The sequence below is a fragment of the Escherichia sp. KTE96 genome (assembly GCF_000408525.1).
GTDB classification, from domain to species: domain Bacteria; phylum Pseudomonadota; class Gammaproteobacteria; order Enterobacterales; family Enterobacteriaceae; genus Escherichia; species Escherichia marmotae.
This window is the reverse complement of record NZ_KE137146.1, coordinates 1-23,078: the sequence shown is the minus strand read 5'-3', so window position 1 is coordinate 23,078 and position 23,078 is coordinate 1. Positions and strand designations below refer to the sequence as shown.

The following is a 23,078-nucleotide window of genomic DNA, read 5'->3' as shown; positions in this document are numbered from 1 at the left end:
CAATGCTTTTAATTCAACCAGGATTTGGCCTTAGCATCAAAAAATGGCACATGTTTGGCGAGAAAGAGTCTCAACGAAAAATGGTGCTTATCAAGTTGCCATGTATCAGTATTTGTTGGCTAAACAGGGAGGCAGCAAATTATTTGTCTACATGCGCCAGAGCAGCATTTAACGACCCTGAGTGGTTTGTAGAAAACCATCACGCTGTTCGTCAGGCAAAGAGAAAGGCCAAAACGACATACATGAAGGCGTATCGAAAAGCATGGAAAGAACACCGCGATCGATACCAGCAAGACATGGAAAAGCTTGAATCAGAAAACATGGAATTAAGACGAAAGCTCGGTGAAGCAAAACGATACATTGATGCTTACAAGCGACTTTTTAATGGTGAAAGCCATGCTTAGCCCATCCCAATCCCTTCAATACCAGAAAAAAAGCGTCGAGCGAGCTTTAACGTGCGCTAATTGCGGTCAAAAGCTGCATGTGCTGGAAGTTCACGTGTGCTCCGATTGCTGCGCAGAACTGATGAGCGATCCGAATAGCTCAATGTACGAGGAAGAAGACGATGAGTGATTTCTCTGAGCTTATTTCCTTCAAAAAAGACAGAGAAGAAATGCGGACTGAATCTGTCTATTACGTTCAACACCGGAATAAACGCTCGGTGCTTGATCAGGAGTTGATTATTACCGGAGACCTGGCATTCAGAACATATAAGGCCAGCATGGAAATGAAGGATTTCCCTAAATGTGGTTCTGAAAGAGAAGCCGCGTTAAAGCTGGCTGAGTGGATGCAGAGAATGGCTGCTGCAATTGAGAATTACTGGAGTGAACCATAATGGCTAACCTACGCAAAGAAGCACGCGGCAGAGAATGCCAGGTACGTATTTACGGCGTATGCAATGGCAATCCTGAAACTACAGTTCTGGCACATTACCGGATGGCTGGAATTTGCGGAACGGGAATGAAACCTGACGACCTGATCGGTGCATGGGCTTGTAGCGCGTGTCACGATGAAATCGACCGACGCACCCATAATCTCGACAACAAAGACGCCAGACTTTACCACCTGGAAGGCGTGATCAGGACGCAGGCGATACTGCTGAAGGAGGGGAAGATTAAGCCATGAACGAATATCAGTTTGTGCTTCCATACCCGCCGTCGGTGAACACCTACTGGCGAAGACGGGGAAGCCAATACTACATCAGCGATAAAGGCCAGAAATACCGAAAAGACGTTCAGCAAATCATCCGCCAACTTAAGTTAGACATTTTCACCAAATCACGACTCCGCATCAAAGTCATCGCAGACGTTCCAGACTCCCGCCGCCGCGACCTCGACAACATCCTGAAAGGTTTACTCGACTCCCTTATCCACGCCGGATTTGCGGAAGACGACGAGCAATTCGATGACATTCGCGTAATTCGTGGCGTGAAAGTACCAGGCGGAAGGCTTGGAATAAAAATCACCGAGCTGGAGAACGTATGAACGCCACAATTCAAACGATACCAGAGCTTCTTATCCAGACACGAGGCAATCAGACCGAAGTGGCAAGGATGCTTTCCTGCGCAAGAGGAACAGTGCTCAAGTACAACCGAGACAGTAAAGGCGAGCGTCACGTAATAGTTAACGGCGTCCTGATGGTCAAACAGGGCAAGAGGGGAAGACGATGGGCATAAGAGAACTAAACCTCACCAAAGAGCAGCACGAGTGGCTGAATGGCTGGCTTGAACTGTGGGGCGCATGGGTTTATTCAGGTCGTCTGGAAAAGCGCATGAGCAGCGTAATAGCGAAGTTCATGGAGAGCGTAGAGCCGGGAAGAGTTATGACAAGGCCAATGTGCAATGATGATGATGGAATGTTGATTTCTCAGGTCGTCGATTCCGTCATGTGCATTGACAAGAAAGCCTTTGGCATCCTCCTTAGCTACTACGCTCATGGTTCATCTAAGCGAGCAATTGCATCCTACTATCACGCGACTGCAAAGCCACGCAAGATGTGTGGACGTGGTGGCGAGGGATGGAGAAAACCTTCACTGGCAACCTGTAGAAACGAAATTGACGACATCCTGAAAGCGTCGTTATTTGTTTTGTACCAGCCAATGCAAAATGCTTTCAAAATGCGTAAACGTGTTGAGAAAGTTAAGCATGTTGCTGTTAAAAGCCTTGACATGCAATTATCCATTTAGCCATAATTAGAAGGTAAGCTGCCGTTAGTGACTCTTAAGTTGCAACGGTGGCTTTTTTTATTTGGGTCAGTCGTATAAAGGTCATTACGGAAGGCTGTTAATCTTCTTATCGTGGTTCGAGTCCACGCTGTCCCGCCAAACATGCTGGTTTAGCTCCAATGGTAGAGCAGTCGCCTTGTAAGCGAATGGGTAGCGGTTCAAGTCCGTTAACCAGCACCATAACTGAGCCGTAGCCACTGGCTATCCTGAATTCATCAGTGATAGTTATGCTGCGGCCTTCTACACATGACCTTCGTGAAAGCGGGTGGCATGAGGTTGTTAGCGCAACCTCATGCCGTTTTGCCCGTGCATATCGGTCACGAACAAATCTGATTACTAAACACAGTAGCCTGGATTTGTTCTATCAGTAATCGATCTTATTCCTAATTAAATAGAGCAAATCCCCTTATTGGGGGTAAGACATGAAGATGCCAGAAAAACATGACCTGTTAGCCGCCATTCTCGCGGCAAAGGAACAAGGCATCGGGGCAATCCTTGCGTTTGCAATGGCGTACCTTCGCGGCAGATATAATGGCGGTGCGTTTACAAAAACAGTAATCGACGCAACGATGTGCGCCATTATCGCCTGGTTCATTCGTGACCTTCTCGACTTCGCCGGACTAAGTAGCAATCTCGCTTATATAACGAGCGTGTTCATCGGCTACATCGGTACTGACTCGATTGGTTCGCTTATCAAACGCTTCGCTGCTAAAAAAGCCGGAGTAGAAGATGGTGGAAATCAATAATCAACGTAAGGCGTTCCTCGATATGCTGGCGTGGTCAGAGGGAACTGATAACGGACGGCAGAAAACCAGAAATCATGGTTATGACGTCATTGTAGGGGGAGAGCTATTCACTGATTACTCCGATCACCCTCGCAAACTTGTCACGCTAAACCCCAAACTCAAATCAACAGCAGCCGGACGTTACCAGCTTCTTTCCCGTTGGTGGGATGCCTACCGTAAGCAGCTTGGCCTGAAAGACTTCTCTCCCAAAAGCCAGGACGCTGTTGCGCTGCAGCAGATTAAGGAGCGTGGCGCTTTGCCGATGATTGATCGCGGTGATATCCGTCAGGCTATCGACCGTTGCAGCAATATCTGGGCTTCACTGCCGGGTGCTGGTTATGGTCAGTTCGAGCATAAGGCAGACAGCCTGATTGCAAAATTCAAAGAAGCAGGTGGAACGGTCAGAGAGATTGAGGTATGAGCAGAGTAACCGCGATTATCTCCGCTCTGGTTATCTGCATCATCGTCTGCCTGTCGTGGGCGGTCAATCATTACCGTGATAACGCCATCGCCTACAAAGAACAGCGAGATAAAAAAGTCAGTGAGCTGAAGCAGGCGACCGCCACCATTACTGACATGCAGCAGCGCCAGCGTTCTGCTGATGCACTCGATGCTAAATACACGAAGGAGTTAGCTGATGCGAAAGCTGAAAATGATGCTCTTCGGCGCAAGCTTGATAATGGTGGTCGGGTGTTCGTCAAAGGAAAATGCCCTGTGCCATCCTCAGCCGAAACCTCCAGCGCCTCCGGCATGGGCAATGATGCCACCGTCGAACTCTCTCCAGTTGCTGGACGAAACGTTCTCGGTATCCGGGGCGGAATTATCCGCGACCAAACAGCACTGAGAACGCTTCAGGAATACATCAGGACGCAATGCCTTCGATGATAGCGATAATTTTACTCATCATCCTTCACATCTGGCTCTGTAGACAGGATGGTGATCACTTCTGGAGTGAATCCAGATTAAACATCTCATTGCTGATGCTTGATATTGAGCATCTTGCGCGCGGTAAGGGGCTGCGTTGAGATAAGAGCCAGTCATTACAAATACCAGGATTTAGCCTCGCATTCGCGGGGCTTTTTATTGCCATTACAAAAGCCATTCCCTACAGAGTGGCTTTGATAATGGCTTATACCCTACACGGGATAACTTAACTGATATCCCTTTTAACGGATAAACGGAGCCAACAATGGCAGAGATTATTCCCATGACTGAAGAACAGAAATTCCAGTTAGAGATTTACAAACTGGTCATGAACCAGAACGCAGCCGCAGAAGAAGCATTTCAGTTCATTGGCACTGACGAACTGAAGCTTGAGCTATTCAAAATTCACTTCCAATCAGGCGGCGCTAATTCGGATATCACGACCCGCACTATCGAAGCGGTGCGTAAATCGAAGGAAGCGTTAGACCTGTTCACTACCGGAACGTAAACATGGCAACTCAAGGTTTCGACAACCCATCCAAATTCCGCGATGAATGGGATAAGCAAGCAGAAGGGAAATAATCAATATGGCGACTGAGAAAAAGAAAGGTGGTCGCCCCTCTGATTATATGCCGGAGGTGGCTAATGACATTTGCGCATTGCTTTCCTCCGGTGAGAGTCTGCGCAAAGTTTGCGAACGCCCAGGAATGCCGAGCAAAACATCAGTTTTTCGCTGGCTGGCTGAACATCAGGAGTTTCGTGACCAGTACGCGAAGGCAACAGAGACTCGGGCCGACTCTATTTTCGAAGAGATATTCGAAATTGCTGACGACGTAATCCCTGATGCCGCCGAGGTGGCAAAGGCAAGACTTCGCGTTGATACCCGCAAATGGGCGCTGGCCAGAATGAATCCCCGTAAGTATGGAGACAAGGTAACTAATGAGCTTGTCGGCAAAGACGGCGGCGCAATTCAGATTGAAACATCACCGATGAGCACTCTGTTCGGAAAATGACCTCGATTAATCCTATCTTTGAACCGTTCATTGAGGCGCATCGCTACAAAGTCGCCAAAGGCGGTCGAGGTAGCGGTAAATCATGGGCAATTGCGAGGCTGCTTGTTGAAGCGGCGCGTCGGCAGCCAGTGCGTATTCTCTGCGCTCGTGAACTGCAAAACAGTATCAGCGATTCGGTAATCCGGTTGCTTGAAGATACCATCGAGCGTGAAGGGTATTCGGCTGAGTTTGAAATTCAGCGTTCCATGATTCGTCATCTCGGAACGAATGCTGAGTTCATGTTCTACGGCATCAAAAACAACCCGACGAAGATTAAATCGCTCGAAGGCATTGATATCTGCTGGGTGGAAGAAGCGGAAGCGGTAACGAAGGAATCATGGGATATCCTGATACCAACCATCCGCAAGCCGTTTTCCGAAATATGGGTGAGCTTTAACCCGAAGAACATACTCGACGATACCTATCAGCGATTCGTTGTAAATCCTCCCGATGATATTTGCCTGCTGACGGTGAACTACACCGACAACCCGCATTTTCCTGAAGTTCTCCGTCTGGAGATGGAAGAGTGTAAACGCAGAAATCCGACACTGTATCGTCACATCTGGCTTGGTGAGCCAGTAAGCGCAAGTGATATGGCAATCATCAAACGTGAATGGCTTGAAGCCGCAACCGATGCGCACAAGAAACTCGGATGGAAAGCGAAAGGCGCTGTTGTCTCTGCGCATGACCCGTCAGATACAGGGCCAGATGCTAAAGGTTACGCATCGCGTCACGGTTCGGTAGTTAAGCGCATTGCCGAAGGTCTGCTGATGGACATCAACGAGGGTGCTGACTGGGCTACTTCGCTGGCGATTGAAGACGGCGCTGACCATTACCTGTGGGATGGTGATGGCGTCGGTGCGGGCCTACGCAGACAGACAACGGAAGCGTTCTCCGGCAAGAAAATCACCGCCACGATGTTCAAGGGCAGTGAATCGCCATTCGATGAAGATGCGCCGTATCAGGCCGGAGCATGGGCTGATGAAGTCGTACAGGGCGACAACGTTCGCACTATTGGTGATGTATTCCGCAATAAGCGAGCGCAATTCTATTACGCGCTGGCTGACAGGCTGTATCTGACATATCGGGCGGTTGTCCACGGTGAGTATGCAGACCCCGACGACATGCTGAGCTTCGACAAAGAAGCGATAGGCGAGAAGATGCTGGAGAAGCTGTTTGCAGAACTGACGCAGATTCAGCGCAAATTCAATAACAACGGGAAGCTGGAGCTAATGACTAAGGTCGAAATGAAGCAGAAGCTCGGTATTCCATCTCCTAACCTGGCTGATGCGCTGATGATGTGTATGCATTGCCCGGAGTCGGCTGCGCAACCCGACTATTCCAGTTACTCAATTCCTTGTGGTGTAGGTTGATATGGCAGAAAAAAAGATGACTGACTGGCATCGCAAGGTGCTGTGCAACTTTGATAATGCCTGGTCAGCAACGCAGGATATGCGTGAGCAGATTATTGAGGCTCAACGTTTCGTCCGGGTATCCGGCGCACAGTGGGAAGGCAGCACAAACGCTGGTTACTCATTTGATGAAGGAAGGTTTGAGCATTATCCGCGCTTTGAACTGAATAAGATTGCCCGTGAATGTGATCGCATCATTGGCGAGTATCGACAGAATCGCATAAGCGTTAAATTCAGGCCGAAGGACGATAAGGCATCGGAAGCGTTAGCCGAAAAGATGAACGGCAAATTCCGCGCTGACTATCAGGAAACATCCGGTGGCGAAGCGTGTGATAACGCATTTGATGATGCTGTAACGGGCGGATTCGGTTGTTTCCGCATGTGTGCCGATTACGAAGATGAAATGGATCCGAGTAACGAGCAGCGACGCATCAGCCTTCTTCCTGTTTACGACCCAGCGACATGCGTCTTCTTCGATCAGGACAGCAAGCAATATGACCGTTCTGATGCTATGTGGGCTATGGAAATGTTCTCCATGACGCCTAAAGCGTTCGAGGCTGAATACCCTGATTCCATCGCGGCAAGCCTTTCTCGTGATGACACTGGCACTCAATATGACTGGTCAACGCCAGATGCCATCTATGTTGGGCGCTACTACGAAGTTCGCATAGAGAAGGTGAAGCTCACTGCATGGCGCAACCCTGTTAGCGGAGAAACGGCAATCTATGATGAAGATCAAATCAAAGATATTGTCGATGAGCTAACTGATGGTGCATTCGAACTGATTGGTGAGCGGACGGTGAAGAAACGCAGAGTTTATTGCGGTCTTCTGTCTGGCGCTGAATGGCTGGAAGAACCTAAGCGTATTCCGGGCGAACATATTCCTCTCATCCCGGTATATGGGCGTCGTTCATTTGTTGATAATCAGGAGCGAATCGAAGGCCACGCAGCAAAAGCGATGGATGCACAGCGTCTTGAGAACCTGATGGTTTCCATGATTGCAGATAACGCTACTCAGGCTGGCGGTGATGGCATTCCTGTAGTTGATGTTGACATGATTCCTGGTCCTCTCGCCACTCATTGGGCGGAGCGCAACAAAAAGCGCCCGGCGTTCCTGCCGATGGTCAGTCTGAAAAACAAAAACGGAGATATTACTGCGCAGGCTCAGGTCAGCAGTTATACGCCTCCGACACAAATGCCTCCAGCTCTTGCCGGGCTATTGCAGTACACCGGAACGGCTATTCAGCAAATTACAGGTGCGTCGCAGCTTGAGAACATGCCGAGCAACGTCGCCACCGATACCGTTGATAGCATCTTTAACCGGATGGATACGCAGTCCTATATCTACATGGACAACATGGCTAAATCCATGCGTCGCGCTGGCGTTGTGTGGCTTTCTATGGCTCGTGAAGTCTATGGCAGCGATACGCCGATGCGTATCGTTAATGAGGACGGCAGCGATGACGTGGCGCTGATGACTGGTGAAGTGGTTGACCGTCAGACAGGGCAGGTTATCGCGCTTAACGACCTTTCGCAGGGTAACTATGAAGTGACTGTCGATGTTGGTCAGTCGTTCGCTACTCGCCGTGATGCAACGGTTAAGTCGTTACTTTCCATGCTGGCACTTATCCCACCAGGAACGCCGAAGCACGACCTTGTATCGTCGATGATTCTCGACAATATGGACGGTGAAGGGATGGACGACCTTAAAGAATACAACCGCAATCAGTTGCTTCTGTCTGGTGTTATCAAGCCGAGAACACCAGAAGAACAGCAGATGGTTGAGCAGGCGAAACAACAACAGGCCAGTCAGCCAGATCCGGCTATGGTTGCTGCGCAAGGTCAGCTTCTTGCTGGTCAGGCTGAATTGCAGAAAGCGCAGAACGAACAGGCAGCCATTCAGGTTAAAGCATTCCAGGCACAGACTGATGCTCAGGTTGCTGCGGCAAATGTTGTGAAAATCCTCGCATCTGCCGATAGTCAGCAGAAATCTGATATCCGCGAGGCTCTGAAACTGCTCGGACAGTTCCAGCAACAGCAAGGAGACAATGCCCGTGCTGATGCAGAGCTTGTCCTGAAAAGTCAGGCACAGGGCCATGCGCAGCGCATGGACATCAGCAGCATCCTGCAAAAATCAACTCAGCAACAACCACAGCAGTAATTAACCCATAACGTGCAATGGCTGTCTTTATGAGGCCTGGCACCCTATTGCCTTCCGATGGGCTGAACATCGAGTAAACAGGGGTAACAAATGGACCAGATGGCAGAAAACACACCAGAAGTTGAAATCGAAACCGACGCGTCAGAGCAGATTCCTGATGATGTCGAACTGGCTGAAGAAGTCGAAACAGAAGATGGCAGTGAGTCCTCCGGCAATGATGCAGAGGAAGCTACTGAAACTGATGACGACGAATCAGAGCAGGAATTCTACTTTGGTGACGAAAAGCTGGATTCGCCAACCAGCGAAGATGGCGCAGAGCATGGACTGGTAAAACACCTGCGCAAGACGATTAAAGAGAAAGACCGCGAGCTGAAAGAGCTGATGCGTCAGTCTCAGAAACCCGTCGAGCAGCAGCCGGTAATCACTCAACCACCGCGAATGCCAAAACTGGATGATGAGGACATCGGTTTCGATGAAGAAATCTATCAGCAACGCATGGCTAAGTGGGCAGATGATAACGGAAAGTACCAGCAACAGGAGATGGCTCGCAAGCAGAAGGAGCAGGAGCTTCAGGCTGCTTATCAAGAGCGATTATCCAAATATCAGCAACGTGTTAAGGCTCTCAAGGTTCCTGGCTATCAGGAAGCAGAACAGGCCGTACTCGAGGAAATCCCCATCGAGACACAAAACGCGATCCTGTTTGAGTCAGAGAAGCCGGAAATCGTTGTTCTGGCGCTTGGTCGCAACGCTGAACTGCGCAAGCAACTGGCAGAAGCTACCAACCCCGTAGCAATTGGTCGTCTGCTGGAACGTATCGAATCGAAGGCCAGAATCATGCCAAAAGCAAAAACCACGGCAGCCACAACCCCGACAGTTAAGGGGAGCAACGGCGCAGTAATCAATAACCTCGACAAACTGAAAGCCAAGGCGCTGGAAACTGGTGACTGGACGCCGTATTTCGCCGCTAAAAAGGCAAAAAAATAACCTATCGGAGCATTAAGCATGGCTAACCAATTAGCAAAAGACCTTGAAATCATGTTCGAAAACTACGTTGAAGGCTTTGAGGCCGCCTGCGTAGTTTCCCGTAACGCTAAAAAATTCCGTCCCGGTGATACAGCAATGCAGCGAGCAGGTGATGTTCTGTATCGTCCGCAGCATTACCACATGAACATTGAGGAAGGCCTCGACCTCAGCAGCAAAACGCCAACAGCACTGGTTCAGCGCCTTGTTCCTTCTGTGTTCAAGGAGCCGAAAAACATTCTGTACACTCTGGATGCGCGTGAAATGCGTGACCCGGAACATAAAACTGAAGCTGGTCGCGCCGCAGGTATGCGCCTTGCTGCACAGATTGACTCTGACCTGATTTCCATGGTCACGCAGCGTGCTACTAACGTGATCACAATGGCTGACTCAACCACTGGTTCACAGGGCCGTGATTTGTGGAACTGTGCGGCAGGTATTGATGCCACCATGACGGCGATTGGTGTGCCGCAGGGTATCAATCGTCGCTCTTTCTGGAACCCCTTCAACTACAAAGACCTTGCTGGCGAGCTTGGTCACCGTGCCTATGCTCAGGGCGCAACCCTGACAGCATACGAAAAAGCGCAGATCCCTACGGTTGCGTCCTTCGATAGCTACAAGACCGATATTTCTGGTCGTGTTCCGAAGGGTACAGCAACTTCCATTACGCTGGCATCAGCACCTGCGCACAAGGTTGAAGCGAAAGATGCTAACGATATGCCAGTGGATAACCGACAGGGGACCATTACGGTATCTGCTGAAGGTTTGCAGGTTGGCGATGCGTTTACCATCGCAGGGGTGAATTCCGTACACCAGATCACCAAAGATACCACCGGGCAGCCGCAGGTATTCCGCGTTCTGGCAGTTAGCGGAACGACAGTAACTATCTCCCCGAAAATTCTGCCGCCTGACAACGCGGATGTCGCCAGCCGTCCATATGCAAACGTTGATGCTAATGCGGCAAGTAGCGCAGCAATCACCATTCTCAACAAAAATGCCGCACCGGCTAACCTGTTCTGGGCTGATGGTTCTGTTGAACTGATGTACGGCAAACTGGCGTTCCCGACTGGTCAGGGTCCACAGGTAATGACAGCAACCACCGAGCAGGGCGCTACGCTGATCATGTCTTACGCCTTCGACCACATCAAAGGCGTAACCACTGCTCGTTTCACCACTCTGTACGGTTGCTCTGTACTGGTTCCTGAATATACGGGCATCGTTATTGCCGGGCAGTAATTTTGGTGGGGCTTCGGCCCCATTTTTATTGGGAGAAGACAATGGCACGAACAATGCTCTATAAGCCGGGCAACATGATCACCTGTGGTCAGTTTGCTGTCGATTACATCATTGTTGATGACGAAGAAGTTAAATCTCATCTGAAAAAAGGCTGGGTAAAAACTCCTGAAGAAACCGCAACGAAGCAAAAAGTTGCTAAGGCGGAAGAAGATGGCGAAAACGAAGGGTGATCTCGTTCTAAAGGCTTTACGAAAAGCCGGGCTGTATTCCAATGCCACGTTGACAGATGCTGACCCTCAGGCAATTGAAGATGCCATTAATGACCTCGAAGACATGATGGCAGCATGGCAGGCGAAAGGTATCGAGCTTGGGTATCAGTTTGCTGATACAGAAAACGGCATCATGCCGTTACCTGACGATGATTCAGGTATCCCTGCATGGGCAAATGATGGCGTCGCTTTGAAACTCGCTGTGCAAGTGTGCATGGATAACGTCATTCAGCCGTCAGACGCTCTCCTTACCGCTGCTGACAGTGCATATCAGACAATCTGCATTGCTTTAACCAAAATACCACCACTTGAGCGGCGAAATGACATGCCTCGCGGTAGTGGTAACAAAAGCGCGTTTACGTGGAATCGGTTTTACATCGAGAAAGATGATCCGAGTACGTGAGGTGAATAAATGCCGATTCAGCAACTTCCGCTTATGAAAGGTGTCGGTAAAGACTTCCGAAACGCCGACTATATCGACTATCTGCCAGTGAATATGTTGGCTACACCCAAAGAAATCCTGAACAGCAGCGGATATCTTCGCTCATTCCCGGGCATTGCCAAACGCTCTAATGTGAACGGCGTATCGCGCGGCGTCGAGTACAACATGGCGCAGAGTGCTGTTTATCGCGTGTGTGGTGGCAAGCTGTACAAAGGAGAAAATGCAGTCGGTGATGTTGCCGGAAGTGGTCGCGTATCAATGGCGCATGGCCGGACATCACAGGCGGTAGGCGTTAATGGTCAACTTATCGAGTATCGCTATGATGGCACGGTTAAAACCGTCTCAAACTGGCCTACAGACAGCGGATTCACGCAGTATGAGTTAGGTTCAGTCCGCGACATTACACGCTTACGTGGGCGTTATGCGTGGTCAAAAGACGGCACGGATTCATGGTTTATCACTGACCTTGAAGACGAATCGCATCCTGACCGTTACAGTGCACAATATCGTGCCGAGTCTCAGCCTGACGGAATCATCGGCATCGGCACATGGCGAGACTTCATCGTCTGCTTTGGTTCATCGACGATTGAATATTTTTCCCTCACTGGTGCAACCACAGTTGGTGCCGCGTTGTATGTCGCACAGCCATCGCTGATGGTGCAGAAAGGCATTGCCGGAACTTACTGCAAAACGCCGTTTGCTGATTCCTATGCGTTCATCAGCAATCCGGCAACAGGTGCTCCGTCTGTATACATCATCGGCTCCGGTCAGGTATCACCAATCGCCAGCGCGAGCATTGAGAAAATTCTCCGCTCCTACACTGCTGATGAACTGGCTGATGGTGTGATGGAGTCTCTGCGATTTGATGCGCATGAGTTGCTGATTATCCATCTTCCGCGTCATGTTCTTGTTTACGACGCATCTTCAAGCGCCAATGGTCCGCAATGGTGTGTGCTGAAAACAGGCCTGTATGACGATGTGTACCGCGCTATCGACTTCATTTACGAAGGCAATCAGATAACGTGCGGCGATAAGCTGGAATCGGTGACCGGGAAATTGCAATTCGATATCAGCAGCCAGTACGACAAGCAACAGGAACATCTGCTGTTTACTCCGTTGTTCAAAGCGGATAACGCCAGAGTGTTCGACCTTGAGGTTGAATCGTCAACTGGCGTTGCGCAGTACGCCGACAGCCTGTTCATCTCTGCAACCACTGACGGCATAAATTACGGTCGTGAGCAGATGATTGAGCAGAATGAACCGTTCGTTTATGACAAACGTGTTTTGTGGAAGCGAGTAGGGCGCATCAGGAAAAATGTCGGCTTCAAATTGCGCGTTATAACGAAGTCACCTGTCACTCTGTCTGGCTGCCAGATAAGGATTGAGTAATGGCTGATTCGAATCTCAATGAGCCGGTAATCATCCAGGCTACGCGGCTCGACACATCAGTCCTTCCGCGCAATATCTTCTCGCAGTCATATCTGCTGTACGTTATCGCACAGGGCACTGATGTTGGTAACGTGGCTAACAAGGCCAACGAAGCAGGGAAGGGGGCTTATGATGCACAGGTGAAGAATGATGAGCAGGATGTCACCCTTGCAGACCATGAATCCAGAATTGAAGCTGCTGAAGCAACTCTCATCAATCATGAACATAGAATTGCAGCAGCGGAAAGCACTCTTGCAGATCATGAAACAAGGATTACGGCTGCTGAAACAGAGCTGGCTGATCACGAGACACGAATTGCTGCCAATGAATCTGAGTTAGCAAACCATGATGCGCGCATAACTCAGAATAAAACCGATATCGACGCACTTGATACCAGGCTCACAGCGGCAGAAGGAAGTATTTCGACGCTACAAAGCACAGTTGGTGATCACTCAACAAGAATATCTGCGCTTGAGTATGCCACCACGCGCAAGAAATCAGAGGTTGTTTACTCAGGAGTATCTGTAACCATCCCGACAGCGCCGACTAACCTTGTTAGCCTGCTGAAAACGCTCACGCCGTCATCCGGAACGTTGGCACCATTCTTCGACACCGTTAACAACAAGATGGTTGTGTTCAACGAGAACAAAACCTTGTTCTTCAAGCTGTCGATCGTCGGGACGTGGCCCAGCGGAACCGCTAACAGGTCAATGCAGCTAACCTTGTCCGGTTCTGTTCCTGACACGTTGGTTAGCAGTCGTAATGCGGTGACAACAACCGACAACATCCTGTTAGCTACGTTCTTCAGCGTGGATAAAGACGGCTTTCTTGCCACAAATGGCAGCACGTTAACCATTCAGTCGAATGGTGCGTCGTTTACTGCCACAACCATCAAGATAATCGCGGAGCAGTAATGATTCAGTTCAAACCAACGCGAAACATCGACCTGATCGAAGCAGTCGGAAATCACCCTGACATTATTGCCGGAAGCAACAACGGTGATGGATACGACTACAAGCCTGAATGCCGTTACTTTGAGGTGAACGTGCACGGGCAGTTCGGCGGCATTGTTTACTATCAGGAGATTCAGCCGCTGACCCTCGATTGCCACGCCATGTACCTGCCAGAGATTCGCGGCTTCAGCAAGGAAATCGGGCTGGCGTTCTGGCGATACATTCTGACCAACACCACCGTTCAGTGCGTCACATCATTTGCTGCACGCAAATTCCGCCACGGGCAGATGTACTGCGCAATGATTGGCCTTAAGCGTGTAGGAACCATCAAGAAATACTTCAAAGGCGTGGATGACGTGACGTTTTACAGCGCCACACGCGAAGAACTAATCGACTTCCTGAATCACGGGAGATAGCCATGTTATATGCATTTACGCTGGGCAGAAAACTGCGCGGCGAGGAACCTTATTGCCCTGAAAAAGGCGGGAAAGGTGGCAGTTCTGATAAAAGCGCAAAGTATGCCGCAGAAGCTCAGAAGTATGCCGCAGACCTGCAGAATAAGCAGTGGCAGACGATCATGAAAAACCTTGCTCCGTTCACGCCACTCGCTCAGCAGTACGTATCACAATTGCAGAATCTTTCCTCTCTTCATGGGCAAGGTCAGGCACTTAACCAGTATTACAACTCTCAGCAGTACAAAGATCTTGCTGGTCAGGCTCGCTATCAGAGTCTGGCTGCAGCGGAAGCAACAGGTGGATTGGGTTCCACTGCAACCGGTAATCAGTTAGCAACAATCGCACCAACGCTTGGTCAGCAGTGGCTGTCTGGTCAGATGAACAACTACCAGAATCTGGCAAATATTGGTCTTGGCGCACTGCAAGGTCAGGCAAACGCCGGGCAGACATATGCCAACAACATGAGTCAGATTTCGCAGCAAAGTGCGGCTCTTGCCGCTGCTAATGCCAATAAACCATCAGGTCTTCAGACAGCAATTAGCGGCGGAGCTTCAGGGGCTATGACTGGCGCTGCTCTTGGCTCTATTGTTCCCGGACTTGGTACTGGATTAGGAGCGGCAATTGGTGGCGGGCTTGGCCTGCTTGGCTCGTTGTTTTAAGGGGTAATCATGGCTACTTGGCAAGGATCAAATGGCGGATTGTTGGCTGGTATCGGTGGCGTCAACTCAAACGCTCCTAGCGTAAATGACATCGGCAATACGCTTCAGCTTATCAGGCAGAACAATGATTTTGAGCGTTCAGGCGCTAACAATGTTGGGCTGACTGCTTTGCAAGGTCTTTCAGGTATAGCGAGTGTTTTTCAGCAGGAAAAGCAGGCTCAGCGGCAGAAAGAATTTCAGCAGGCATACGCTAATGCTTATGCGTCTGGTGATCGCGGTGCCTTGCGTCAGTTGGCTACTCAATATCCAGACCAGATTGAATCCGTTCGTAAAGGCATGGGATTCATTGATGAAGATCAGCGTAATTCTATCGGCACCTTAGCGGCTGGCGCACGCCTTGCGTCATCGTCTCCAGAAGCAATGCAATCATGGCTGCAAAACAACGCCGGTGAGTTAGCTCGTGTTGGCGTTAATCCTCATGACGTCGCTCAGATGTACCAACAGAACCCGCGGCAGTTCGGCGAATTTGTCGATCACCTAGGGATGAACAGTCTCGGGCCCGAAAAATACTTTGACCTACAGGATAAAATGCAGGGTCGCCAGGTTACCATGCGCGGTCAGGATCTGGATTCGCAAACCGCCGCTCGGAATCAGGCAATCACAATGCGCGGACAAGATATCCAGGCGAATTTAGGTCAGCAGCGCATTAATCTGGACGCAGAAACAAACCGCATTAACAACGAAAATAAGCGCCTTGACCGGATGCTATCAGCAGAAACTAACGACCTGAAGCGCCAGGAAATACAGAGCCGCATAGCAGCCAACAACCAGCAGTTGCAGCAGAAGCAGCAAGCGCTAAATGATGGCTACAAAGACGGCATCAACACCCTCACAACCAGCATGTTCACTCTGAACGATATCGTTAGTTCTCCTTCACTTAAGAGCATTACAGGCTTACGTGGAGTAATCCCCAACGTTCCAGGCTCACAGGCTGCAGACACTCAGGCACGACTTGATACCTTTAAATCACAAGCATACCTGACAGCGGTTCAGGCCATGCGAGGCATGGGCGCACTTTCTGATGCCGAGGGCAAAAAGCTCGACCAGGCTGTTGGTTCGCTGCAGAACTCGCAGAGCGAGGAGTCCTTTCGTCGCAACGCTGGCGTCATTCTGAACACGCTCAACCAGAAGCGTAATGAGGCGGTTGGTAAGTACGTTCAGCAAAACGGCATCAAGCGAGTGGAAGCGCCTCAGGCTTCTATAGATTACCTGAAGCAGCACCCCGAGCTGTCAATCGACTTCATTAATCGCTACGGATATCTTCCATCTTTGGGGCAGTAAATGGCTAATTACCGTGATTTGTTAGAGCAGGCTGGCGCACGTTACGGTGTGCCAGAAGGGTTGATGACTGCACTGGGTGCCAAGGAGTCTTCTTACAACCCTGCCGCAGTAAGCTCCGCCGGGGCTGTAGGGTTGACTCAGGTCATGCCTGGGACATGGCGTGATATGGGTTATACCGATGAGCAAATGCAAAACCCCGAATATCAGGCTGACGCTGGCGCGCGCTATCTGGCAAAGATGTACCAGCAGTTTGGTAACTGGCGTGACGCTCTTCAGGCTTATCACGACGGTCCCGGCAACGTTATGAAGGCAAAGCGTGGCGAATATACGCCAGGACCTGAAGGCCGCGGTTACGTTGATGATCGCTTTGCTCAATGGGCGGGTGACCCGGTGACAGACTCAACAGTCGAACAGCGCGCCACCTCTGCAAAGGTACATCCTCAGCAAGACCCTAACAACCCGTTTGCACAACTGGAAGCACAGTCATCCGAACAAGTATCGGCATCAGGCGTGCAGTCAGACCCAAATAATCCATTTGCTCAGATTGAGCAGCAGGCAGCCAGTCAGCAGCCACCTCAACCCGTAAGTTCTGTCGCACCGAAACCTGTTCAGCAGCAAGGCGGAATAATGTATGACCTTGGTAATGGACTTGCTGAAACCGGGCGCGGCTTACTACAGGCAGGAATCAACGTAGCGAACATACCTGCTGAACTCACTGATGCTGTAACAAGCGCGGCGGCTTGGGCTGGCGGTAAACTCGGTATTGGCGATGGTACATATCAACCAGCACCACGAGTAACAACGCAGGGATTAGAGCAAGACTTTGGACTTAAGCAAGGCGCGCTGACTCCACAAACGACAGAGGGAAGGGTATTTGCTGAAGCATTGCCTTACCTCACTCCTGCTGGCATTGAGAGAGCGGCAACACAGGCACCAACACTTGCTGGTCGAATTGCTCAGGGGGCAACTCGCCTTCTAGCAGAAAACGCAGTTGGATCACTTGCTGCAAATAGTGCGAAAGATGATGCGGAAGCACTCGCCACCGATTTAGGCGTTGGTGTACTTGCTGGCGGTGCTATTAACGCTGCCGGACGTGGATTAGGTGCTGCTTATCGTGGCGTTCGTGGTGCTATCGCGCCAGAAGCGCAGCAAGCTATCAGATTTGCAGAGCGTGAAGGAGTGCCTCTGCACACCACAGACCTGTTACAGCCTACTTCCCGCGTCGGAAAAATGGCGCAAACGACAGCAGAAAATATCCCCCTGGCTGGCACAAGCGGAATGAGAGCAACGCAACAGGAAGCGAGAAGCCAGTTGGTGCAGAGATTTGCTGATAAATTCGGTGAGTATGATCCAGCTGTTGTTATTGACAGCCTTAAAGCGAAAACATCAGGAATTCGTCGTGCTGCAGGGAACCGTCTTGAGCAGGTTCAGAATGCAATGGCGGGAGTCAATATCCAGCCTGCGCGAGCAATTCAGCAGATTGATACTGAGATATCTAATCTGAAGAAGCTTGGTAAGGTTGCTGATAACGAGACAATTTCAAAACTTCAGTCATATCATGATGAGCTTGTTCGCAATGCTGGCCCTGATGGTCCGGTAAATCTGGATTTGAAGCAATTAAGCGACCTGCGCAGTCAGTTCAGAATGGACGTGAAGGGTGAGCGACCAGTGTTACCAAACCGTTCCGATGCTGCCATTCAGCGCGTTTACAAGGCGATGACCGACGATATCAATGGTGCCATTGGTCATAATCTTGGCAACGATACTCTCCGTAAATATCAGCAGGCCAATGCCGTCTACGCTGACGAAGCGGCGAAACTAAAGAATACCAGGCTGAAGAATGTTCTCATGAAAGGCGACCTGACACCGGAAATTGTCAACAACATGCTATTCAGCAAGAACAAATCGGAAATTAAGACGCTGTATAACTCAGTTGGTCGTGTTGGCAGGGCGCAAATGCGCAATGGCATCATTGGAAAGGCGATGGAGAAATCTGGCGGATCCCCTGACCAGTTCCTTCGGCAGCTTAACATCCTGCAAAACCAGACTGGCATCACATTTAAGGGGCAGGATGCTGCTTATCTGAAAGGATTGAAAAATTACCTTCAGTCCACTCAGCAGGCAGCAAAAGCGGCAGTAACAACACCCACAGGGCAGCAAACCATCCCGTTCATTATCGGGTATGGGACGGCAATGAACCCGGCGACAACTGGCGCAGCAGTAAGCTACGGACTTCTTACTCGCGCCTATGAGAGCGAACCATTCAGAAATGCAATGCTCAGAATGGCAAACACCCCACGCGGATCAACAGCCTTTGAGAAAGCAATGCAGCAGGCACAAAAGGCAATTAACGCTCTGACGCAGGGGGCTAAGTCTGATTCGTTGTCAGAATAGCTTTGCAAACACCAGAAATGTGCAAAAACCAAATATATAGAACGCAATATTCAACTGATCTTTTTGCATAGACTCATCTCATAGTTAACAAATCATAACTTACATTAATGCAATGCCGGGCAAGTTGCATCTTGTTCCGCATTGCTACGTCTGGAGAAAATTAAATGACAGACATTACAGCCAATGTTGTAGTGAGTATGCCTTCGCAACTCTTCACTATGGCGCGTTCTTTTAAAGCAGTAGCCAACGGCAAAATTTATATCGGAAAAATTGACACTGACCCGGTAAGTCCAGAAAACCAGATTCAGGTTTATGTAGAGAACGAAGACGGCTCTCATGTTCCTGTTTCGCAGCCAATCATCATTAACGCTGCTGGATATCCGGTATATAACGGGCAGATTGCCAAATTCGTAACTGTTCAAGGCCATTCTATGGCTGTATATGATGCATATGGCACTCAGCAGTTCTATTTCCCTAATGTGCTGAAGTATGACCCGGATCAGCTACGGCAGCAGTTAGAAGACCCGGATGGTGCTAAAAAATATCCCGAATTGCAGATTGCACGATGGCGTGATGACAAAGATGTTCGCGGTTGGGGGGCTATCAGTGATGGAATAACTGACGCTACTGAGGCATTCTCTAACGCAGGCTATAGAATGTTTGTTCCTGATGGCGATTTTGCAGTAAATACTCTCGAAGTTGATGTATCTTCTGCTCGAGGTATTGGGAGGATTGTTGCAGATAATGGCTCTCTTATTTCCGTTTCTCGTCTACTTGAAACTGACAAACTTGCGCAGAGAAAAATGATGGAACCTTTTTTTGGTTTTCAGGGAGAAACAAACACAGAAATTTATCCTAATGCCAGAAATGCGTTACAGGGGATCGCATATTGCCGTGTTAATGGCATTGAAAAACTATTTGTCACACAACGGCCTGTTGGGCCAACCTGGTCGGATAAAGAAAGAGTTCGTATTGTTGAGTTTAATCTTTATGATGATGGAAGGGTAGTAAACCATGTTGCGTATTCTCCAGAATTAAACCTTGGGCACGGATTTGATCTTTCTGCCATGGTGGAGAATGGTCAAGTATATTTATATACATCAAGTGTAACCAATTCAGGTGAAGATGGGGAGTCTGCAGGCAAAGGGTTTAGTAAAATAACTTGGCGAGGGGCAGGAACAACTCAGTCTGACGTAAAAAGTTATAATGTATGGGGGATTACTGGTAGCGGTCACCCATTTCAAGATTACAATCGTGCAGGAATTGCCATTTCTTCTGACGGTCGTCTTTTAATAATGGTTAATACACCAAAGAGTGATGCCGCTAAACGAACTGTATTTATATACGATAAAATATCAATTGATAAACTTGAAGATAAAACATTAGCAAACCCCATGTTTGTTTGGGAAATGAGCGACTCACCTTCTGAAGGCGCTTACTCTGTACAAGGTATTGCGTCTGATGGAAGATATATACATATACTTAAGGGAGGCACTAATGCTTTTGGAAAGCATCATATCTTTACATATGATTTAACAGGTAATTTACTAAGAAAATTAGATATCGATGATGCAAGGTCGCAATATGGGCGCGATGGGTTGCTTAACCATCCAACTCTTGGGAATCCAGCCAGATTCGAGCCGGAAGGTTTAACTATTCGTGGCGAAGAAATAATTATAAGCTGCATAGAAACATGGAGGGCAGGAGCTAATATTGTAAACTGGCGTGGAAGAAGATGGGCTGCATCATCTATTGAGACTTCTGGAATAATTGGTGTTCCTCCATCAAATGGCTCTTATTGGGTGGAAACAACCAAGGATGCAAATTCTGGAGACTGGAGTCCTGATACAGATTATGGATGGGGAAGTAGCTATTCTCTTGAGAAAAAGACAATTTACTCTATACGACCAGCGACTGGTAACAACGATGAGCAGAACCTTAATTCTGGCATAACCAATGCTTCAAGTAATGCAGGTGTAGATGCCGGAGAAAGCGGGCGAAATATATCATTTAGATGGCGCAATGCTTTTAATATTGTTGCATTTAGCGAACGTCTTGGTGAGTACTTCGACGCTATTATGTATGATAATAGCTCAAGACTAAGAATATACGATCAGCAAAACGGTAGTGATAACACTGTTTATGGCTCAATCCAGGCACTATTTACGTCATCATTTAAGGGATTGATTTTAAGGGGGAGGGGGGTATCAGCATCAAATAGTTCCTATATTAGGTTACATTCATCTGATGATCCAAACTACCCAAATTCGATCATTGAAGGAACAAGAACAGATGGAAGTTTTTCCAGGGAAACAGATTCAAACGGCACCACTACATTTGCATCGGACTCAGAGCACGAACCGTTGCGTATCAGAAGGGCTTCAGATGGTTTGTTGTTTGCATACGAGAAAGTAAGAGGTACAACTCTCTTTGGAATTTATAGAGGCTCCGGTTCACCTGAGGGTGTTGTGACCGCACCTCAGGGGTCAATGTACATTGATTATAATGGTGATTGGTATCAAAAAAAAACAGGAACAGGAAATACCGGATGGATACTAAAATAAATATAGTTTTTTCAATTAAAGTGCTAGTGCATTAAGCCATGATAAACAAATAAAATAAACCTCTATTGCTTTATTCTATATAAAAAACCACCTCATAATGAGATGGTTTTTTACTATTCTTATTTTTTAATTAAAGGGTATATGATTGACGCCCACATTAAATACCCATTACCATTTAGATGGACTCCATCATCGCTATACTTAGCTAGTATTTTTCTATCTTTTGCCATGTGCACGTTAAGATCTACGAAACGACAATAATTAGATACAGAGCAATAGTTATTTATTGCATTATTTAATTTTAATATTTTTATGTTGTCATTTAACCTGCTTTCTCTTGACACGTAAAGGGTGGACTGAATGAATACATTAATTCTGTGTTTGTGTAGTTTTTTTATTATATGCTTATAGTCACGAACCACATCATCAACACTTCTTTTTCTTCTGAAATCATTTGTTCCGCCCATAATGAATACATATTTGGGCTTTAATAAAAATATAGAATCAATCCTTCTTTTCATAAATTTAACTTCATCTCCCCCAATGCCCCTATTTGCTACAGATAAACTAGGAAGAAGCTCATTCCACTCTCCTCGCGCGGTTATGCTATCGCCAAGCATAACAATATCCCTTTGCTCCTTTAATAACTCAAACATCGACTCCCTCATGCGATATGGTGGCGTTTTGTTTGTATCAGAAGCAAATGAAAAAAATGGTATAGATAACAAAAACATAAAAATAAACAAATTATCAACAATGTGCTTACTTGTTTGTTTGCTTTTGTTAACTGTTTGACTGATTAATAAGGCAATGTTATGATTTTTGTCGTCATAAAATGTAAGGAAAATCATATGAATAAAGGCCTTTTTCTTCCTTGTGGAGAGTATGATTTTATAGCAAGCCTTGGTAAAAAATGTCAACCAGCAGGAAGGTTAAAGCGATTTGGGTTGAGGACATTTAGTGGACCATTTGATTGGTTTGCCTCTCAAAAACTACCTCAAGTTACAAAAATAATTAATAAGGGGTGCGACCACCTTTTCTTGCCTGAAAATATAAAAATTAATGGCAGATTTAAAAATTGTATTGATATCACAGATACAGCGACTGGATTTCGAAGTATTCACGATATTCTTATTGATGACTATGAAAAACAAGGTATTGAAGTCTGCTTGTTTAATATGATGAAAAAAATAAAGGCGAGAAGAAAAAGATTTATAGAGAAAATCAATGAGTCGGAACGTGTTTTACTCGTTAGATTGAATGCAGAACGAGATGCTGTGTATAAACTGAGAAGTGTTTTGGATAAAAAATTCCCAACAACAAAAATAGATCTTCTTATTTTTAAGGAGCGCAAAGGAGAAGACCTTTGCAATATAGACTTTGATATGCCAGATACTTATGTAGTATCTGGTGATAATGAACCAACCAACGATGAGTGGTTGGGTAGCGATCAAGCTTGGAAGATTATGCTTTCATCTGTAAAGATTAGGACTTATTATAGTTCATAATATTTAAATGTTAGATAGCACTGGCAGTATATAATTTATATAGCCATAAAAAATAACACACAAAGCTTTGCACTGGATTGCAAGGCTTTGTGCTCTTCGATGCTGAGTGGTGGGGCATATATGGGGCAAATCACACCGTTAGATCTACGGAGAACTACGATGCTTGATGTTTCAGTCAACTCTAACCGCCTGTTATCTGGTGTGCTCTTGGGCGATCTGTGTCATTTATGAAATATACATGGTCATATGATG

At 47.9% G+C, this 23,078-nt stretch carries 28 protein-coding genes and 2 tRNA genes; 29 read left to right on the top strand and 1 reads right to left on the bottom strand.

Annotated elements, in window-relative coordinates; translation table 11 throughout:
• The first annotated feature begins 2 nt into the window (after nucleotides 1-2).
• The 28 genes from A1WG_RS21130 (at nucleotide 3) to A1WG_RS21260 (ending at nucleotide 21,318) form a co-directional block, all read left to right on the top strand.
• Nucleotides 3-404 carry a hypothetical protein gene (locus A1WG_RS21130; RefSeq protein WP_016242497.1) on the top strand — a complete coding sequence of 134 codons (402 nt, stop codon included), beginning with the start codon at nucleotides 3-5 and terminating at the stop codon, nucleotides 402-404.
• Entirely contained in the window at nucleotides 364-573 is a 210-nt protein-coding gene (locus tag A1WG_RS0121275; RefSeq protein WP_077688242.1) for a protein NinF, read from the top strand. Before A1WG_RS21130 ends, A1WG_RS0121275 begins: the two co-directional genes overlap by 41 nt.
• Entirely contained in the window at nucleotides 566-835 is a 270-nt protein-coding gene (locus A1WG_RS21135; RefSeq protein WP_016242496.1) for a hypothetical protein, read from the top strand. Before A1WG_RS0121275 ends, A1WG_RS21135 begins: the two co-directional genes overlap by 8 nt.
• Nucleotides 835-1,125, top strand: a complete 291-nt coding sequence (locus tag A1WG_RS21140; protein WP_000002243.1) for a DUF1364 domain-containing protein — start codon at nucleotides 835-837, stop codon at nucleotides 1,123-1,125. The genes A1WG_RS21135 and A1WG_RS21140 overlap by 1 nt, the downstream gene beginning before the upstream one ends.
• Entirely contained in the window at nucleotides 1,122-1,484 is a 363-nt protein-coding gene (locus A1WG_RS21145; RefSeq protein WP_001008200.1) for a RusA family crossover junction endodeoxyribonuclease, read from the top strand. The genes A1WG_RS21140 and A1WG_RS21145 overlap by 4 nt, the downstream gene beginning before the upstream one ends.
• Nucleotides 1,481-1,675, top strand: coding sequence for a NinH protein (locus A1WG_RS21150; protein WP_016063210.1), 195 nt, complete (start codon nucleotides 1,481-1,483; stop codon nucleotides 1,673-1,675). Before A1WG_RS21145 ends, A1WG_RS21150 begins: the two co-directional genes overlap by 4 nt.
• Nucleotides 1,666-2,184, top strand: coding sequence for an antiterminator Q family protein (locus A1WG_RS21155; protein ID WP_000512805.1), 519 nt, complete (start codon nucleotides 1,666-1,668; stop codon nucleotides 2,182-2,184). The genes A1WG_RS21150 and A1WG_RS21155 overlap by 10 nt, the downstream gene beginning before the upstream one ends.
• Before the next feature lie 63 nt (nucleotides 2,185-2,247).
• Nucleotides 2,248-2,322: transfer RNA gene (locus A1WG_RS21160), tRNA-Asn, on the top strand.
• A 5-nt stretch (nucleotides 2,323-2,327) separates the two neighbouring features.
• Nucleotides 2,328-2,403 (top strand) — tRNA-Thr (locus A1WG_RS21165).
• A 242-nt stretch (nucleotides 2,404-2,645) separates the two neighbouring features.
• Nucleotides 2,646-2,969, top strand: coding sequence for a phage holin, lambda family (locus A1WG_RS21170; protein WP_000783734.1), 324 nt, complete (start codon nucleotides 2,646-2,648; stop codon nucleotides 2,967-2,969).
• Nucleotides 2,953-3,429: a glycoside hydrolase family 24 protein gene (locus tag A1WG_RS21175; RefSeq protein WP_000229392.1), complete on the top strand. Its 477-nt coding sequence runs from the start codon at nucleotides 2,953-2,955 to the stop codon at nucleotides 3,427-3,429. Before A1WG_RS21170 ends, A1WG_RS21175 begins: the two co-directional genes overlap by 17 nt.
• The gene (locus A1WG_RS21180; RefSeq protein WP_016242495.1) at nucleotides 3,426-3,893 is read left to right on the top strand and encodes a lysis protein; all 468 of its coding nucleotides are present in this window, start codon (nucleotides 3,426-3,428) and stop codon (nucleotides 3,891-3,893) included. Before A1WG_RS21175 ends, A1WG_RS21180 begins: the two co-directional genes overlap by 4 nt.
• Nucleotides 3,881-4,033, top strand: coding sequence for a hypothetical protein (locus A1WG_RS21185; protein ID WP_001139675.1), 153 nt, complete (start codon nucleotides 3,881-3,883; stop codon nucleotides 4,031-4,033). The genes A1WG_RS21180 and A1WG_RS21185 overlap by 13 nt, the downstream gene beginning before the upstream one ends.
• Before the next feature lie 164 nt (nucleotides 4,034-4,197).
• Nucleotides 4,198-4,440 carry a DUF2560 family protein gene (locus A1WG_RS21190; RefSeq protein WP_016242494.1) on the top strand — a complete coding sequence of 81 codons (243 nt, stop codon included), beginning with the start codon at nucleotides 4,198-4,200 and terminating at the stop codon, nucleotides 4,438-4,440.
• A gap of 79 nt (nucleotides 4,441-4,519) precedes the next feature.
• On the top strand, nucleotides 4,520-4,945 hold the full coding sequence (locus A1WG_RS21195) for a terminase small subunit-like protein (RefSeq protein ID WP_000179910.1): 426 nt from the start codon (nucleotides 4,520-4,522) through the stop codon (nucleotides 4,943-4,945).
• Nucleotides 4,942-6,357 (top strand): PBSX family phage terminase large subunit, encoded by a 1,416-nt coding sequence (locus A1WG_RS21200; RefSeq protein ID WP_000200766.1) that lies wholly within the window; start codon nucleotides 4,942-4,944, stop codon nucleotides 6,355-6,357. Before A1WG_RS21195 ends, A1WG_RS21200 begins: the two co-directional genes overlap by 4 nt.
• A 1-nt stretch (nucleotide 6,358) precedes the next feature.
• A complete protein-coding gene (locus A1WG_RS21205) occupies nucleotides 6,359-8,557 on the top strand; it encodes a portal protein (RefSeq protein WP_000818366.1) in 2,199 nt (732 codons plus the stop codon).
• Nucleotides 8,558-8,647: 90 nt separating this feature from the next.
• Complete coding sequence (locus A1WG_RS21210; protein WP_016242493.1) at nucleotides 8,648-9,541, top strand: phage scaffold protein; 894 nt, start codon at nucleotides 8,648-8,650, stop codon at nucleotides 9,539-9,541.
• 18 nt (nucleotides 9,542-9,559) lie between these two features.
• Complete coding sequence (locus A1WG_RS21215; RefSeq protein WP_016242492.1) at nucleotides 9,560-10,813, top strand: P22 phage major capsid protein family protein; 1,254 nt, start codon at nucleotides 9,560-9,562, stop codon at nucleotides 10,811-10,813.
• A gap of 41 nt (nucleotides 10,814-10,854) precedes the next feature.
• Nucleotides 10,855-11,043, top strand: a complete 189-nt coding sequence (locus A1WG_RS21220; protein WP_001389518.1) for a hypothetical protein — start codon at nucleotides 10,855-10,857, stop codon at nucleotides 11,041-11,043.
• Entirely contained in the window at nucleotides 11,024-11,485 is a 462-nt protein-coding gene (locus tag A1WG_RS21225; RefSeq protein ID WP_001140510.1) for a packaged DNA stabilization gp4 family protein, read from the top strand. The genes A1WG_RS21220 and A1WG_RS21225 overlap by 20 nt, the downstream gene beginning before the upstream one ends.
• 9 nt (nucleotides 11,486-11,494) lie before the next feature.
• Nucleotides 11,495-12,913 carry a packaged DNA stabilization protein gp10 gene (locus A1WG_RS21230; protein WP_016242491.1) on the top strand — a complete coding sequence of 473 codons (1,419 nt, stop codon included), beginning with the start codon at nucleotides 11,495-11,497 and terminating at the stop codon, nucleotides 12,911-12,913.
• On the top strand, nucleotides 12,913-13,866 hold the full coding sequence (locus A1WG_RS21235) for a tail needle knob protein (RefSeq protein WP_016242490.1): 954 nt from the start codon (nucleotides 12,913-12,915) through the stop codon (nucleotides 13,864-13,866). The genes A1WG_RS21230 and A1WG_RS21235 overlap by 1 nt, the downstream gene beginning before the upstream one ends.
• Nucleotides 13,866-14,321 (top strand): DUF2824 family protein, encoded by a 456-nt coding sequence (locus A1WG_RS21240; RefSeq protein ID WP_016242489.1) that lies wholly within the window; start codon nucleotides 13,866-13,868, stop codon nucleotides 14,319-14,321. The genes A1WG_RS21235 and A1WG_RS21240 overlap by 1 nt, the downstream gene beginning before the upstream one ends.
• A gap of 2 nt (nucleotides 14,322-14,323) precedes the next feature.
• A complete protein-coding gene (locus A1WG_RS21245; protein ID WP_016242488.1) occupies nucleotides 14,324-15,019 on the top strand; it encodes a hypothetical protein in 696 nt (231 codons plus the stop codon).
• 9 nt (nucleotides 15,020-15,028) lie between these two features.
• Nucleotides 15,029-16,360 carry a phage DNA ejection protein gene (locus A1WG_RS21250; RefSeq protein ID WP_016242487.1) on the top strand — a complete coding sequence of 444 codons (1,332 nt, stop codon included), beginning with the start codon at nucleotides 15,029-15,031 and terminating at the stop codon, nucleotides 16,358-16,360.
• Complete coding sequence (locus A1WG_RS21255) at nucleotides 16,361-18,754, top strand: transglycosylase SLT domain-containing protein (RefSeq protein WP_016242486.1); 2,394 nt, start codon at nucleotides 16,361-16,363, stop codon at nucleotides 18,752-18,754.
• Nucleotides 18,755-18,918: 164 nt separating this feature from the next.
• Nucleotides 18,919-21,318: a phage head-binding domain-containing protein gene (locus A1WG_RS21260; protein ID WP_016242485.1), complete on the top strand. Its 2,400-nt coding sequence runs from the start codon at nucleotides 18,919-18,921 to the stop codon at nucleotides 21,316-21,318.
• A 119-nt stretch (nucleotides 21,319-21,437) separates the two neighbouring features.
• Here the strand turns inward: A1WG_RS21260 and A1WG_RS0121270 are convergent, their stop codons facing one another.
• On the bottom strand, nucleotides 21,438-22,169 hold the full coding sequence (locus A1WG_RS0121270) for a GDSL-type esterase/lipase family protein (RefSeq protein WP_016242484.1): 732 nt from the start codon (nucleotides 22,167-22,169) through the stop codon (nucleotides 21,438-21,440).
• Between A1WG_RS0121270 and A1WG_RS21265 the strand changes: the two genes are divergently transcribed.
• On the top strand, nucleotides 22,170-22,826 hold the full coding sequence (locus tag A1WG_RS21265) for a DUF1796 family putative cysteine peptidase (RefSeq protein WP_016242483.1): 657 nt from the start codon (nucleotides 22,170-22,172) through the stop codon (nucleotides 22,824-22,826).
• Nucleotides 22,827-23,078: the final 252 nt, after the last annotated feature.